This window comes from Streptomyces lincolnensis (genome assembly GCF_021173675.1).
Lineage (GTDB): Bacteria > Actinomycetota > Actinomycetes > Streptomycetales > Streptomycetaceae > Streptomyces > Streptomyces lincolnensis_B.
Window position 1 is genome coordinate 218,220 of the sequence record NZ_JAIHON010000009.1, and the last position, 15,629, is coordinate 233,848.

10 protein-coding genes are annotated in these 15,629 nt (G+C 70.1%); 5 read left to right on the forward strand and 5 right to left on the reverse strand.

Annotation, left to right across the window (positions count from 1 at the left end; translation table 11 throughout):
- Positions 1 to 31: 31 nt before the first annotated feature.
- From glpK to K4B79_RS27455, 3 genes are all read right to left on the reverse strand, one after another.
- Positions 32 to 1,570 carry a glycerol kinase GlpK gene (glpK, locus tag K4B79_RS27445; protein ID WP_232029610.1) on the reverse strand — a complete coding sequence of 513 codons (1,539 nt, stop codon included), beginning with the start codon at positions 1,568 to 1,570 and terminating at the stop codon, positions 32 to 34.
- A gap of 90 nt (positions 1,571 to 1,660) precedes the next feature.
- The gene (locus tag K4B79_RS27450; protein ID WP_232029611.1) at positions 1,661 to 2,461 is read right to left on the reverse strand and encodes an MIP/aquaporin family protein; all 801 of its coding nucleotides are present in this window, start codon (positions 2,459 to 2,461) and stop codon (positions 1,661 to 1,663) included.
- Positions 2,462 to 2,754: 293 nt separating this feature from the next.
- Positions 2,755 to 3,528 carry an IclR family transcriptional regulator gene (locus K4B79_RS27455; protein ID WP_232029612.1) on the reverse strand — a complete coding sequence of 258 codons (774 nt, stop codon included), beginning with the start codon at positions 3,526 to 3,528 and terminating at the stop codon, positions 2,755 to 2,757.
- A gap of 316 nt (positions 3,529 to 3,844) precedes the next feature.
- Between K4B79_RS27455 and metH the strand changes: the two genes are divergently transcribed.
- The 4 genes from metH to K4B79_RS27475 all read left to right on the forward strand — a co-directional run bounded on the left by metH (position 3,845) and on the right by K4B79_RS27475 (position 11,865).
- Complete coding sequence (metH, locus tag K4B79_RS27460) at positions 3,845 to 7,369, forward strand: methionine synthase (protein ID WP_232029613.1); 3,525 nt, start codon at positions 3,845 to 3,847, stop codon at positions 7,367 to 7,369.
- 99 nt (positions 7,370 to 7,468) lie between these two features.
- Positions 7,469 to 8,164 (forward strand): HAD family hydrolase, encoded by a 696-nt coding sequence (locus tag K4B79_RS27465; protein ID WP_232029614.1) that lies wholly within the window; start codon positions 7,469 to 7,471, stop codon positions 8,162 to 8,164.
- A 445-nt stretch (positions 8,165 to 8,609) separates the two neighbouring features.
- The gene (locus K4B79_RS27470) at positions 8,610 to 10,214 is read left to right on the forward strand and encodes an ABC transporter substrate-binding protein (protein ID WP_232029615.1); all 1,605 of its coding nucleotides are present in this window, start codon (positions 8,610 to 8,612) and stop codon (positions 10,212 to 10,214) included.
- A gap of 70 nt (positions 10,215 to 10,284) precedes the next feature.
- A complete protein-coding gene (locus tag K4B79_RS27475; protein WP_232029616.1) occupies positions 10,285 to 11,865 on the forward strand; it encodes an ABC transporter substrate-binding protein in 1,581 nt (526 codons plus the stop codon).
- A gap of 103 nt (positions 11,866 to 11,968) precedes the next feature.
- Here K4B79_RS27475 and K4B79_RS27480 read toward each other — a convergent pair whose 3' ends face one another.
- Complete coding sequence (locus K4B79_RS27480) at positions 11,969 to 12,640, reverse strand: response regulator (RefSeq protein ID WP_020141342.1); 672 nt, start codon at positions 12,638 to 12,640, stop codon at positions 11,969 to 11,971.
- A gap of 14 nt (positions 12,641 to 12,654) precedes the next feature.
- Entirely contained in the window at positions 12,655 to 13,797 is a 1,143-nt protein-coding gene (locus tag K4B79_RS27485) for a RecB family exonuclease (RefSeq protein WP_232029617.1), read from the reverse strand.
- A 175-nt stretch (positions 13,798 to 13,972) separates the two neighbouring features.
- Here K4B79_RS27485 and K4B79_RS27490 point away from each other — a divergent pair, with 175 nt between their 5' ends.
- The gene (locus tag K4B79_RS27490; protein ID WP_232029618.1) at positions 13,973 to 15,607 is read left to right on the forward strand and encodes a site-2 protease family protein; all 1,635 of its coding nucleotides are present in this window, start codon (positions 13,973 to 13,975) and stop codon (positions 15,605 to 15,607) included.
- Positions 15,608 to 15,629: the final 22 nt, after the last annotated feature.

Below are 15,629 nucleotides of genomic sequence, written 5' to 3' on the forward strand. Positions count from 1 at the left end.
AGCCGCGAGATGAGCGTGGGGTGCTCGCTCTTCAGCTCTCGTCCTCGAGCCAGCCCATGGTCCGCTCGACGGCCTTGAGCCAGCTCTCGTACTCACGGTCGCGCTTCTCCGCGGCCATGTTGGGGGTCCACTCGGCGGCCCGGCGCCAGTTGGCGCGCAGGTCGTCGGTGCTGGTCCAGAAGCCGACGGCGAGACCGGCGGCGTAGGCGGCGCCGAGGCAGGTGGTCTCGGCGACCATCGGGCGCACCACGGGGGCGTCCACGAAGTCGGCGAGGGTCTGCATCAGCAGGTTGTTGGAGGTCATACCGCCGTCGACCTTGACGGCCGCGAGCTCGACGCCGGAGTCCTTCGTCATGGCGTCGGTGATCTCACGGGTCTGCCAGGCGGTGGCCTCCAGGACGGCGCGCGCGAGGTGCGCCTTGGTGACGTACCGGGTCAGACCGGCGATGACACCACGGGCGTCGGAGCGCCAGTACGGGGCGAACAGGCCGGAGAAGGCCGGCACGAAGTACGCGCCGCCGTTGTCCTCGACCGTGAGCGCCAGCGTCTCGATCTCGGCGGCCGTGGAGATCAGGCCCATCTGGTCGCGCATCCACTGCACCAGCGAACCGGTGACGGCGATCGAGCCCTCCAGGGCGTAGACCGCCTTCTCGTCGCCGATGCGGTAACCGACCGTGGTCAGCAGGCCGTTGTAGGAGTTCACCGGCTTCTCACCGGTGTTCATCAGCAGGAAGGTGCCGGTGCCGTACGTCGACTTGGCCTCGCCCTCGGCGAAACAGGTCTGGCCGAACAGGGCCGCCTGCTGGTCGCCGAGCGCGGAGGCGACGGGGATGCCGCCGAGGATGTCGCCGAGCTTGCCGCCCGTGACCTCGCCGTAGACCTCGGCGGAGGAGCGGATCTCCGGGAGCATCGCCAGCGGCACGCCGATGGACTCGGCGATCTTGGCGTCCCACTCCATGGTGTGGAGGTTCATCAGCATGGTGCGCGAGGCGTTGGTGACGTCGGTGACGTGCCGGCCGCCGTCGACACCGCCGGTCAGGTTCCAGATGACCCAGCTGTCCATGGTGCCGAAGAGGATGTCGCCGGCCTCGGCGCGCTCGCGCAGGCCCTCGACGTTGTCCAGCAGCCAGCGGGCCTTCGGGCCGGCGAAGTAGGAGGCCAGCGGCAGGCCGGTCTCGCGGCGGAAGCGGTCCTGGCCGACGTTGCGGCCGAGCTCCTTGCAGAGCGCGTCGGTGCGGGTGTCCTGCCAGACGATGGCGTTGTGGACGGGCTCACCGGTGTTCTTGTCCCAGAGCAGCGTGGTCTCGCGCTGGTTGGTGATGCCGATGGCCTTGATGTCGTCGCGGGTGATGCCGGCCTTCTCGATGGCCCCGGCGACGACCTCCTGGACGTTGGTCCAGATCTCGGTGGCGTTGTGCTCGACCCAGCCCGGCTTCGGGAAGATCTGCTCGTGCTCCTTCTGGTCGACCGAGACGATACGGCCGTCCTTGTCGAAGACGATGCAGCGGCTGGACGTGGTGCCCTGGTCGATCGCGGCGATGAAGGGCCCGGCGGTGTGGGCGTCGGTCACTGTGTGCTCCTGAGGTTCCGTGAGTGGGAGGGAACGGTCTACGACTGCTCTGCGACTGCTTCGGACGCGTCTACGACTGCTTCGGACGCGCTAGGCGAAAGCGATGTTGTAGATGCCCGCAGCGATGGCGCCGCCGAGCAGCGGACCGACCACCGGGACCCAGGCGTAGCCCCAGTCGGAGCCGCCCTTGTTGGGCAGGGGCAGGAGGGCGTGCACGATACGCGGACCGAGGTCACGGGCCGGGTTGATCGCGTAGCCGGTCGGACCGCCCAGGGACAGACCGATGGAGACCACCACGAGGGCGGTGATCAGGGCACCCAGGGTGCCGAGGCCCTTGCCGTCGCCGTTCAGGCCCTGCGTGAGGACGGCGAGCACCAGCACGATCGTGCCGATGACCTCGGTGGCGACGTTCTGCCAGGCGACCCGGACCTCGGGACCGGTGGAGAAGATGCCCAGGACCGGTCCCGCGCCCTTCTCCTGCGCCTCGACGGCCTTGGCCTTGGTGGCCTGCGCGCCGGGGGCGCCGACGATCTCCTTGTCGGTCAGGTGCGCGTGGAACTGGCCGTAGTAGGCGATCCAGACCAGGGCCGCGCCGATCATGGCGCCGAGCAGCTGCCCGCCCCAGTAGATCGGGACGTCGCCCCAGGGGATGCCGTCCTTCTTGAGCGCGAGCGCGAGGGTGACGGCCGGGTTGAGGTGGGCGCCGGAGAGCGGCGCGGAGGTGTAGACGGCCGTCAGAACGGCGAAACCCCACCCGAAGGTGATGGCGAGCCACCCGGCGTTGCGTGCCTTGGAGGCCTTCAGCGTGACGGCCGCGCACACGCCGCCGCCGAGCAGGATGAGTATGGCGGTACCGATGGTCTCGCCGATGAAGATGTCGGAGCTGGACACCCGCGACTCCTTTGTCCTTCGTCCAGGGGGAGAGCTGCCGGCCCTTGGCGTCGTACCACTGTAACGCCTATTGCCGGTCGGTGTTCGACAATGTCGACCGATGGACGGGAGTCTTGCTCCGGCGTTACAGGCACGTCAAGAGTTCTGTTGTCGAAAACACGATCGTTATTGAGTGACATGTCCTATCGATCTTCCGCCGCCCGGCGGACGACGGCATCCCGGGGCGCGACGAAGGCCGGGACGCCCTTGGCGCCCCGGCTCCCCGCACGTCCCGCCCGCTGCTGCTGCGGGCCTCAGAACCGCCCGGCGCCCAGGTCCCGGGAGACCGCGCGGGCGCAGTCCCGCACCGCCGCGATCAGCTCGGGCCGCAGCGCGCCCTTGTCGTCCTCCCGGCATAGCCGCTCCACGGCACCGGTGATGCCGACCGCGCCCACCGGCATGCGCCGCCGGTCGTGGATGGGCGCGGCGACGGACGCGACGCCCTCCCAGGTCTCCTCGACGTCGGCCGCGTACCCACGCGCGCGCGTGACGTCGAGGAGCTGCTCGAAGTCGTCCAGGTCGCAGATCGTGCGGTCGGTGTACGCCTTGCGGTCGGTCTCCACCGCCTCGCTGTGCGCGACCGGGTCGTAGGCCGACAGCACCTTGCCCAGGGCCGTGGAGTGCAGCGGCTGCATGGCCCCGATCTCCAGGACCTGCCGGCTGTCGTCGGGCCGGAAGACGTGGTGCACGATCAGCACGCCCTGCTGGTGCAGGACGCCCAGGTGGACGCTCTCGCCGCTGGAGCGGGCCAGGTCGTCGGTCCACACCAGGGCGCGCGCCCGCAGCTCGTGCACGTCGAGATAGGTGGTGCCCAGGCGCAGCAGTTCGGCGCCGAGCTGATAGCGCCCGGAGGCGTCGTCCTGCTCCACGAAGCCCTCCTGCTGGAGGGTGCGCAGGATGCCGTGCGCGGTGCCCTTGGCCAGGCCCAGGGACGAGGCGATGTCCGACAGGCCGAGTCTCCGTTCGCCACCCGCGAGGAGTCGCAGCATCGCGGCCGCACGTTCGAGCGACTGGATGTTCCGTGCCATCGCCGTCCTGCCTCCGTCCCCTTCGACGGCCGTTGCCCTTCGGCGTCACCGCCGCCGCTGCCGTCGTTCGGCAATGTCGAACACTACCGGTCCATGCCGACCTCCCGCCAATGGTCGGTCCCCAACAGTCCCCAACAGTCCCCAACTGTTGCGTCACTCGTACGCCGACGGTGACGCGCCCGCCATCCTCGTCCGTCCCGTGGACCGCCTGACCATCCGGGCCTGGACCCGGCTACCCTGGCGGCGTGTGCCCACCGCGGGACGTCGCCCAGGGCACCGGAAAGCCGACAGCCGTCGCACCTGAGGGAGCCCTTTCATGGCCTCGTTGCCACCGACCCCTTCCGCCGACAGCCGGACCCGTGCGTCCGCCCTCCGTGAGGCACTCGCCACCCGCGTGGTGGTCGCCGACGGGGCGATGGGCACCATGCTGCAGGCCCAGGAGCCCACGCTCGACGACTTCCAGCAGCTGGAGGGCTGCAACGAGGTCCTGAACGTCACCCGCCCCGACATCGTCCGCTCCGTGCACTCCGAGTACTTCGCCGCGGGCGTCGACTGCGTGGAGACCAACACCTTCGGCGCGAACCTCACCGCCCTGGGCGAGTACGACATCCCCGAACGCGTCGCCGAACTGTCCGAGGCCGGCGCCCGCATCGCCCGCGAGACGGCCGACGAGTTCGCCGCCCGTGACGGCCGGCAGCGCTGGGTGCTGGGCTCGATGGGCCCCGGCACCAAGCTGCCCACGCTCGGCCACACCACCTTCGGCGCCATCCGCGACGCCTACCAGCAGAACGCCGAGGGGCTGCTCGCCGGCGGCGCCGACGCCCTGCTGGTGGAGACCACCCAGGACCTGCTGCAGACCAAGGCCTCCGTGCTGGCCGCGCGCCGGGCCATGGAGACGGCCGGGTACGAGGTCCCGCTGGTGGTGTCCGTGACGGTGGAGACGACCGGCACGATGCTGCTCGGCTCGGAGATCGGCGCCGCCCTCACCGCGCTGGAGCCGCTGGGCATCGATCTGATCGGCCTGAACTGCGCCACCGGCCCGGCCGAGATGAGCGAGCACCTGCGCTATCTGGCCCGCCACTCCCGCATCCCGCTGTCGTGCATGCCGAACGCCGGTCTGCCCGTCCTGGGCAAGGACGGCGCCCACTACCCCCTGTCGGCCCCGGAACTCGCCGACGCCCAGGAGACGTTCGTCCACGAGTACGGCCTCTCCCTCGTCGGCGGCTGCTGCGGCACCACCCCCGAGCACCTGCGCCAGGTCGTCGAGCGCGTCCGGGACCTCACCCCCGCTGCCCGCGACCCGCGCCCCGAGCCCGGTGCCGCCTCGCTCTACCAGACGGTCCCGTTCCGCCAGGACACCTCGTACCTGGCCATCGGTGAGCGCACCAACGCCAACGGCTCGAAGAAGTTCCGCGAGGCCATGCTGGAGGGTCGCTGGGACGACTGCGTGGAGATGGCCCGCGAGCAGATCCGCGAGGGCGCCCACATGCTGGACCTCTGCGTGGACTACGTCGGCCGGGACGGCGTCGCCGACATGGAGGAGCTGGCCGGCCGCTTCGCCACCGCCTCCACCCTGCCGATCGTCCTGGACTCCACCGAGGTTCCCGTCATCCGCGCCGGCCTGGAGAAGCTCGGCGGACGCGCGGTCATCAACTCGGTCAACTACGAGGACGGCGACGGCCCCGAGTCCCGGTTCGCGAAGGTCACCAAGCTCGCGCAGGAGCACGGCGCCGCCCTGATCGCCCTGACCATCGACGAGGAGGGCCAGGCGCGCACCCCGGAGAAGAAGGTCGAGATCGCCGAGCGGCTCATCGACGACCTCACCGGCAACTGGGGCATCCACGAGTCCGACATCCTCATCGACACCCTGACCTTCACCATCTGTACCGGTCAGGAGGAGTCCCGCAAGGACGGCATCGCCACCATCGAGGCGATCCGCGAGCTCAAGCGCCGCCACCCGGACGTACAGACCACCCTCGGCCTGTCGAACATCTCCTTCGGCCTCAACCCGGCCGCGCGCGTCCTGCTCAACTCCGTCTTCCTCGACGAGTGCACCAAGGCGGGCCTGGACTCGGCGATCGTCCACGCGTCGAAGATCCTTCCGATCGCCCGGTTCACCGAGGAGGAGGTGGCCACCGCTCTCGATCTCGTCTACGACCGCCGCAGCGAGGGCTACGACCCCCTCCAGAAGCTGATGGCCCTGTTCGAGGGCGCCACCACCAAGTCCCTCAAGGCGGGCCGGGCCGAGGAACTGGCCGCCCTGCCGCTGGACGAGCGCCTCAAGCGCCGCATCATCGACGGCGAGAAGAACGGCCTGGAGGCCGACCTCGACGCGGCCCTCCGGGACCGCCCCGCCCTGGACATCGTCAACGACACCCTCCTGGACGGCATGAAGGTCGTCGGCGAGCTGTTCGGCTCCGGCCAGATGCAGCTGCCGTTCGTGCTCCAGTCCGCCGAGGTCATGAAGACCGCGGTCGCCTACCTCGAACCGCACATGGAGAAGGTCGAGGGCGACGAGGAGGGCAAGGGCACCATCGTGCTCGCCACCGTCCGCGGCGACGTCCACGACATCGGCAAGAACCTCGTCGACATCATCCTGTCCAACAACGGCTACAACGTCGTCAACCTCGGCATCAAGCAGCCGGTCTCCGCGATCCTGGACGCCGCCGCCGAGCACCGCGCCGACGTCATCGGCATGTCGGGCCTCCTGGTCAAGTCCACGGTGATCATGAAGGAGAACCTGGAGGAGCTCAACCAGCGCGGCCTGGCCGCCGACTTCCCGGTCATCCTCGGCGGCGCCGCCCTGACCAGGGCCTACGTCGAGCAGGACCTGCACGAGATCTACGAGGGCGAGGTCCGCTACGCCCGCGACGCCTTCGAGGGCCTGCGCCTGATGGACGCCCTCATCGGCGTCAAGCGGGGCGTGCCCGGGGCCAAGCTGCCGGAGCTGAAGCAGCGCCGGGTGCGCGCCACGGCCGCCGCCGTCGAGACCGAGGAGCGCCCGGAGGAGGGGCACGTCCGCTCCGACGTCGCCGTCGACAACCCGGTGCCCACCCCGCCGTTCTGGGACACCCGCGTCATCAAGGGCGTCCAGCTCAAGGAGTACGCGACCTGGCTCGACGAGGGCGCCCTGTTCAAGGGCCAGTGGGGCCTCAAGCAGGCCCGCACCGGCGAGGGACCGTCGTACGAGGAACTCGTGGAGACCGAGGGCCGGCCCCGGCTGCGCGGCCTGCTGGACAAGCTCCAGACCGAGAACCTGCTGGAGGCGGCCGTCGTCTACGGCTACTTCCCGTGCGTGTCCAAGGACGACGACCTGATCATCCTGGACGAGGAGGGCAACGAGCGCACCCGCTTCACCTTCCCGCGCCAGCGCCGCGGCCGCCGGCTGTGCCTGGCCGACTTCTTCCGCCCGGAGGAGTCGGGCGAGACGGACGTGGTCGGTCTCCAGGTCGTCACCGTCGGTTCCCGGATCGGCGAGGAGACCGCGAAGCTCTTCGAGTCCAACGCCTACCGCGACTACCTCGAACTGCACGGCCTGTCCGTGCAGTTGGCCGAGGCGCTCGCCGAGTACTGGCACGCCCGCGTGCGCTCGGAGCTCGGCTTCGCGGGCGAGGACCCGAACGAGATCGAGGACATGTTCTCCCTGAAGTACCGGGGCGCCCGCTTCTCCCTGGGCTACGGCGCCTGCCCGAACCTGGAGGACCGCGCCAAGATCGCCGACCTGCTGCGGCCCGAGCGGATCGGCGTCCAGCTGTCGGAGGAGTTCCAGCTGCACCCGGAGCAGTCCACCGACGCCATCGTGATCCATCACCCCGAGGCGAAGTACTTCAACGCACGCTGATCGGATCAGTCGTACACTGGTCGGTCCACCGCAGGCCGGTTGCCTCTCTGCGAGAAGGGGGAGGCGACCGGCCTGCTCGTCCCTCCAGGAGGTACGTGGATGACCAGCACGGTTCCCGCACCGACAACCCGTACGGCCGAAGGCTCCGCCCTGCAGGCCGTGCTCCTCGACATGGACGGGACCCTGGTGGACACCGAGGGTTTCTGGTGGGACGTGGAGGCCGAGGTCTTCGCCGGTCTCGGGCACACGCTCGACGACTCCTGGCGCCATGTCGTGGTCGGCGGGCCGATGACCCGCAGCGCCGGATTCCTGATCGAGGCCACCGGCGCCGACATCACCCTCGCCGAACTCACGGTGCTCCTCAACGAGGGCTTCGAGGCCCGCATCGACCGCGCGCTGCCCCTGATGCCCGGGGCCACCCGGCTGCTGGCCGAACTCGCCGCGCACGACGTGCCCACGGCCCTGGTCTCCGCCTCGCACCGGCGCATCATCGACCGGGTCCTGGCCTCGCTCGGCCCGCAGCACTTCGCGTTGACCGTGGCCGGCGACGAGGTGCCGCGCACCAAGCCGCACCCCGACCCCTACCTGGTCGCCGCCGCCGGACTCGGCGCGGACCCGGCCCGCTGCGCGGTCGTCGAGGACACCGCGACCGGGGTCGCCGCGGCCGAGGCGGCGGGCTGCCAGGTGGTGGCGGTGCCCTCCGTCGCCCCCATCGCCCCGGCCCCGCGGCGGACGGTCGTGACCTCGCTCGAAGAGGTGGACCTGACATTTCTGCGCGGCCTGATGACGCTCTGACGGGGTTTGCCGACGGAAATGCACCGGGTGTTCACTCAGCGTGCGGGGCCGATAGCGGGGAATTCCGCGGGGTGTGTCCGCGGGTAATTCCCCTCACGCGGGCCGGCCGAATTCCGGTGTGACCGCACACCGTTGAGCATGTGAGGTTCCCCACTCCCCGCGGGATCGACAGGGTCGGACAGGTGTGCTGAAGACCCCCGTTCGAGGCACCCGGACACGCCCTTGTGTCCCGATTGGTGAAGGCCTGCACCAATCCTTCCCCGCGTGGGTGTTCGGTCCGTCCACACCTGGTTCCGCTGCGTGATGGGCCCTCAACTCCGGCCGCCGCCAACCCTCGTACAGGTGCGGACTAACCTCCTGCTGAGAACATCGCCCTTACCCCGTGACCGGCATCTCCACCCATGCATGCCGGGTACACGGACTCGAGCTCTGGAGAACGTCGAGCATGAACCGCAAGTCTTTGGCGCTGCCGGCCGTGATCGGTCTGCTCGCGCCGGTGCTCGCAGCCTGCGGTGGGTCCAGCAGCGGGAGCGGCAGCGACGGTGCGATCGTCGTCGGCACCACCGACCGGTTCACCGCCACGAGCGAGGCCCCCGCGCCCCTCGACCCGGCCTACGCCTACGACGTCGGCTCCTGGAACATCCTGCGCCAGACCGTGCAGACCCTGATGATCCTGCCGAAGGGCGACGGCGACCCGGTCCCCGAGGCCGCCGAGAAGTGCGCCTTCACCGACACCGGCAACGAGCGCTACGCCTGCACCCTGCGCGAGGGGCTGAAGTTCTCCAACGGCAAGGCCATCACCGCCGAGGACGTGAAGTTCTCCATCGAGCGTGCCCTGGCCCTGAAGGCCGACAGCGGTGTCTTCGCCCTGCTGTCCACCATCGACACCGTCGAGACCCAGGGCGACCGCGAGGTCATCTTCCACCTCAAGACCGCCGACGCCACCTTCCCGTACAAGCTGTCGACCCCGGTCGCCGGCATCGTCAACCCCGACGACTACGAGAAGGGCAAGCTGCGCGACGGCTTCGACGTGGACGGCTCCGGCCCGTACACCATGAAGGCCGACGTCAAGAACGACGAGCTGGTCGACGCCGTCTTCACCAAGAACCCCGACTACAAGGGGTCGCTCAAGGTGAACAACGACGAGGTCGACCTGCGCTCCTTCGAGGACGCGGACGCCATGGGCGCCGCGCTGGAGAAGGGCGACATCGACCTCATGACCCGCACCATGTCCCCCGAGCAGATCGACAAGCTCGGCAACGAGACGGGCGGCGACATCGACCTCGTCGAACTGCCCGGCCTGGAGATCCGCTACCTCGGCTTCAACACCGACGCGCCGTCCGTGAAGTCCAAGGCGGTCCGTGAGGCGATGGCCCAGGTCGTCAACCGCAGCGAACTCGTCGCCAAGGTCTACGGCTCGCAGGCCGAACCGCTGTACTCGATGGTCCCGGCCAGCATCACCGGCCACTCCAACTCCTTCTTCAACCAGTACGGCGAGCCGAACGTCACCAAGGCCAGGTCGCTGCTGACCAAGGCCGGCATCAGCACCCCGGTGAAGCTCACCCTGCACTACACGACCGACCACTACGGCCCGGCCACCAAGCAGGAGTTCGAGGTGCTGCAGAAGCAGCTCAACGACACCGGCCTGTTCCGCGTCGGCATCGAGGGCGCCCCCTGGTCGACCTTCCGCCCCGCCGAGAAGAAGGGCGAGTACGACGTCTACGGCATGGGCTGGTTCCCCGACTTCCCGGACGCCGACAACTACCTCGCCCCGTTCCTGGACAAGGACAACACCATCGGTTCGCCGTACGTGAACAGCCAGATCCGCAACACGCTGATCCCGGAGTCCCGCCGTGAGTCGGACCGGCTCTCCGCCGCCACGAGCCTGACGAACATTCAGGACATCGTCGCCGCCGACGTGCCCGTGCTTCCGCTGTGGCAGGGCAAGCAGTACGTGGCGGCACGCGACGACATCACCGGAACCGCGTACACGCTCAACTCCTCCTCGACGCTTCAGCTGTGGGAGCTCGGCCGCGGTGTGAGCGGCTGACAGTCTCCCGTGCCCGGGGCCAGGGAGGGTGGCCCCGGGGTCCCGCACACCGACGACAAGGCATTCCTACGTGAACATGCGCACCCAGTGGCCGGTCCTGCCGATCGTGGCAGGACTGGCCTCCGGCCTGTTGACCGCCTGCGGAACGGAGTCAGGGGGGTCCGGGGGGACCGGCTCCTCGGTGGTGATGGGGATGTCCGACGACGTCCTGGCCACCGATCCCGCGTCCGGCTACGACCCCGGCTCCTGGCTGTTGTTCAACAACGTCTTCCAGTCCCTGCTCAGCTTCCCCAAGGGGAGCACCGAACCACAGCCCGAGCTGGCGAAGAAGTGCTCCTTCACGGACGCGCGGACCCAGGTCTACCAGTGCACCCTGAACGACGGCCTCAAGTTCAGCAACGGTGACACGCTCACCTCGAAGGACGTCAAGTTCTCCTTCGACCGCATGCTGAAGATCAACGACGACGCCGGTCCCGCGATCATGTTCCCGATGCTCGACAAGGTCGAGACACCGGACGCGAAGACGGTGGTCTTCCGCCTCAACACGCCCGACGCCACCTTCCCGAGCAAGATCGCCTCCGGTGCCGGCTCCATCGTGAACCACACCCAGTACGACGAGGACGGACTGCGCGAGGACGGCAGGGCGATCGGATCCGGCCCGTACAAGCTGGACTCCTTCGGCGACGACGAGGCCGTCTTCTCGGTCAACGAGAACTACGAGGGCACCGCCGACGTCCGCAACTCCGGCGTGACGCTGAAGTTCTTCCACGGCGACCAGAGCGCCCTGAAGAAGGCCCTGGTCGACAGCGAGGTCGACATCGCCTACCGCGGTCTCAGCGCGAACGACATCTCCGAGATCGAGAAGGGCGACACCAGCGCGGGCGTCGAACTCGTCGAGGGCAGCAGCGCCGAGGTCCAGCACCTCGTCTTCAACATGAAGGACCCGGTCGCAGGCCGGCTCGGCGTCCGCAAGGCCATGGCCTACCTGGTCGACCGCGACGCGCTGATCCACGAGGTCTACCAGGGCACCGCCACCGCGCTGTACTCGATCATCCCGGCCGGCATCTCCGGCCACAACACGGCCTTCTTCGACACCTACGGCGCCCGGCCCTCCAAGGCCAAGGCCGCCGAGGCCCTCCAGGCCGACGGCATCACCGACAAGGTGAAGCTGACCCTCTGGTCGACCCCGGCACGCTACGGCCCGGCCACCGACGCCCTGCTGAAGGGGATAGCCGAACAGCTCAACGCCAGCGGCCTGTTCGACGCCGACGTGAAGTCCGTGGCCTTCCCCGAGTACGAGAAGGACATCGCCACCGGCAAGTACGGCGTCTACGTCAAGGGCTGGGTGCCCGACTACCCGGACGCCGACAACTTCACGGCCCCCTTCTTCGGCGAGGGCAACGTGCTGGGCAACAACTACACCAACAGCGCGATCACCGGCACGCTGATCCCGCAGACCGCCGCCCAGTCCGACCGCTCCGCCACCGACGAGGACTACGGCAAGCTCCAGGACATCGTCGCCGACGACCTGCCCGTCCTGCCGCTCTGGCAGGCCAAGCAGTACGCGGTCACCCGCGAGGGTGTCTACGGCCTGGAGTACTGCCTGGACGCCTCGACCGTGTTCCGGTTCTGGGAGCTCAGCAAGGCCTGAGCGAGAACCCCGCACACGCGAGGAGGGCGCCCCCCGAAGGCAGGGGACGCCCTCCTCGTCGTAGCACGGCGTGCGCTGCGCCATAGCACGGCGTGCGCTGCGCTCACTGGGCGCCGGGGCGCACCAGACCGCTCTCGTACGCGTACACCGCGGCCTGCACCCGGTCGCGCAGCCCCAGTTTGGTCAGCACATGTCCCACGTGCGTCTTGACCGTGGTCTCGCTGACGAAGAGGTCGGCGGCGATCTCGGCGTTGGACAGCCCGCGCGCCACCAGCTTCAGCACCTCGACCTCGCGGTCGGTGAGCGTGTGCAGCGTGTCCGGGACCGGCTCGTCGCCGGACGGCAGATGCGTGGCGTACTTGTCCAGCAGCCGGCGCGTGATGCTCGGCGCGAGCATCGCCTCGCCCGCGGCCACCACCCGGATCGCCTGCACCAGCTCGTTGGCCGGGGCGTCCTTGAGCAGGAAGCCGCTGGCGCCCGCCCGCAGCGCCTCCACCACGTACTCGTCGAGATCGAAGGTGGTCAGCACCAGTACCTTGGCCGGGCCGTCCCGCCCGGGACCGGTGATCTGCCGGGTCGCCTCCACACCGTCCATCCGCGGCATACGGATGTCCATCAGAACCACATCGGGCTGAAGGGCCCGCACCTGGTCGAGAGCCTGAAGGCCGTCTCCGGCCTCGCCCACGACCGCGATGTCCTGCTCGGCCTCCAGAATCATCCGGAAGCCGGTGCGCAGCAGCGGCTGGTCGTCGACCAGTAGGACGCGGATGGCCACGTAAGTCTCCTTCGCTAGTCCGGCCCCATTCTGCCCTGCGGTACGCCGCCGGACTCGGCCGCCCTCACGGGAACCGCCTGTTCCGCACGGGGAACGACCCCCGGACCGCCCACCGGGTCCGGGCCGGCGCCCCGGACGGGCAGCGGATAGGGCGGGGGAGTGCCGCCGAACTCCGGGCAGTGCGCCTGGTGGTCGCACCAGCCGCACAGCTTGGTGGGCCGGGGCCGCCAGTCCCCGGTCTCGGTGGCTTCCCGGATCGCCTCCCACAGCGCGTGCAGCTTGCGCTCGACGCGCTCCAGGTCGGCGAGGACGGGGTCGTAGGTGAGGACGTCACCGCTGCCGAGATAGACGAGCTGGAGCCGGCGCGGGACCACGTTCTTCAGGCGCCACACGACCAGGGCGTAGAACTTCATCTGGAACAGGGCGCCCTCGGCGTACTCCGGGCGGGGCGCCTTGCCGGTCTTGTAGTCGACGATCCGTACCTCGCCGGTCGGCGCCACGTCGACGCGGTCGATGATCCCGCGCAGCTTCAGCCCCGAGTCCAGCACCGCCTCGACGAACAGCTCGCGCTCGACCGGCTCCAGCCGGGTCGGGTCCTCCAGTGTGAACCAGCGCTCCACGAGCTGCTCCGCCTCACCCAGCCAGCGCGCCAGCCGCTCGCCCTCCGGATCGTCCGCGAACAGGTCGACGACCTCGGGCCGCGTCTCCCTGAGCCGGTCCCACTGGCCCGGGACGAGCGACTTGGCGCGGGGCGCGGTCCGCTCGGCGGCCGGGGCGTCGAACAGCCGCTCCAGCACCGCGTGCACCAGCGTGCCCCGCGTCGCCGCCTCGCTCGGTTTCTCCGGCAGCCGGTCGATCACCCGGAACCGGTACAGCAACGGGCACTGCATGAAATCGCCCGCACGGGAGGGGGAGAGGGAGGCGGGCGGTATGGCGACGGGGCGCGGGGCTTCGGCCTCGGGCTTGGTCTCGGTCCCGGGCTGGGGGTCGGTCTCTGTCTCGGGCGCGGGTGTGGCTGGCGCGGCCCCCGCCGTGGTCGTGGGCCGCTCCGCCGTCGCCGGTTCGGCCGTGGTCGTCGGCTCGGCGGCGGACGGTGGATCCGCCTGCGCGGCGTCCGCGTCGGCAGGCTGTGCGACGCCCTCGGTGCTCGTCTCCATGACCACAGACCATACGGCCCGCCACTGACAGTGACCCAGCCACCGTCGTGACGGGTGCGACGGCTGTGGAAACACAGGGGGTGCCGGGGCGGAACGCGTCGCGACGGCCGCATACCATCGACCCGAGACCCTTCCGCCCGGCAGGCGCGGAAGACGCTTCGAACGAGGGGAAACCGTGGACGAGAGCGGCGGGAGCGGGCAGCCGCGGTCCGGCAACGACGAGCCGACCGAGCGCCACGCAGCACCTGCGACCCCGGCCACCGGCTCCGCACGCCCCGACCCGGCCCCCCGGGGCACCGACGAACCGACCATGGTCGTACGGAGGTTGGACGCTCCGTCGGATCCCCCGGACGACGGAACGAACGGGGGAGGGACGAGCGGACAGGAACCCTCCGAGGAGAAGACCGCACCCAAGGACTCCGAGGAGAAGGCCGCCCCCAAGGACAAGGCCGTGGAGGAGCCCACCGGGGAGAACACCCCGGCCACGAAACCCGACGTGACGAAGCCGGACGCCACGAAGCCCCCCGCCACCGGCCGGCACAGGCACGAAGCCCACACGGGCCACCCCGAGCACAACCCCGCCGACCCCCAGCACGCCGGCGACCGGACCCTCGCCCACAGCGGCCTCTCCAAGGGCCGTCCGCCCCGCAGGGAGCGCGGCCCCGGCGGCGGCCTGCTGATGGGCCGGCCCTTCGGCGTGCCCGTGTACGTCGCGCCCAGCTGGTTCCTCGTCGCGGCCCTGATCACCTGGGTGTTCGGCGGTCAGCTCGACCGGGTCCTGCCCGAGCTGGGTGCCGCCCGCTATCTCGTCTCCCTCTTCTTCGCGGTCGCCTTCTACGCCTCCGTCCTGGTCCACGAACTGGCCCACACGGTCGCCGCCCTCCGCTTCAAACTCCCGGTCCGCCGCATCCAGCTCCAGTTCTTCGGCGGCGTCTCCGAGATCGAGAAGGAGGCCGAGACCCCGGGCCGGGAGTTCTGGCTCGCCTTCGTCGGCCCGCTGCTCTCCCTGGCCCTCTCCGGCCTCTTCTACCTGGCCATGCAGCCGGTCGAGCCCGGCACGGTCCCCGGCGTCCTGCTGGCCGGTCTGATGATCTCCAACCTGATCGTCGCCGCCTTCAACCTGCTGCCCGGCCTGCCCCTCGACGGCGGCCGCATGCTCCGCGCGGTCATCTGGAAGATCACCGGCAAGCCCATGAGCGGCACCGTCGCCGCCGCCTGGGTCGGCCGCGCCCTCGCCGTCTCCGTCCTGATCGGCCTGCCGCTGCTCACCCAGTCCGGGGCGCTCGGCTCCAACGCCGAGGACAACGTCGGCATGGACACCGTCATGGACGCCCTGCTCGCCGCGATCCTCGCCGCGATCATCTGGACCGGCGCCGGGAACAGCCTGCGCATGGCCCGCCTGCGCGAACACCTGCCCGAGCTGCGCGCCCGCACGCTCACCCGCCGCGCGGTCCCCGTCGAGACCGACACCCCCCTCTCGGAGGCCCTGCGCCGCGCCAACGCCGCCGGGGCCCGCGCCCTGGTCGTCGTGGACGCCGACGGCCATCCCCTCTCCCTGGTCCGCGAGGCCGCCATCGTCGGCGTACCGGAACACCGCCGCCCCTGGGTCGCCGTCAGCGGCCTCGCCCAGGACCTGACCGACGGGATGCGCGTCTCGGCGGAACTGGCGGGGGAGGACCTTCTGGACGCCCTGCGCGCCACTCCGGCGACGGAGTACCTGGTGGTGGAGGAGACCGGCGAGATCTACGGCGTCCTGTCCGCGGCCGACGTGGAGCGCGCCTTCGTGAAGGCCATGGCCAGGCCGAACTGACACCCGCTCTCCCAAAGCGGTG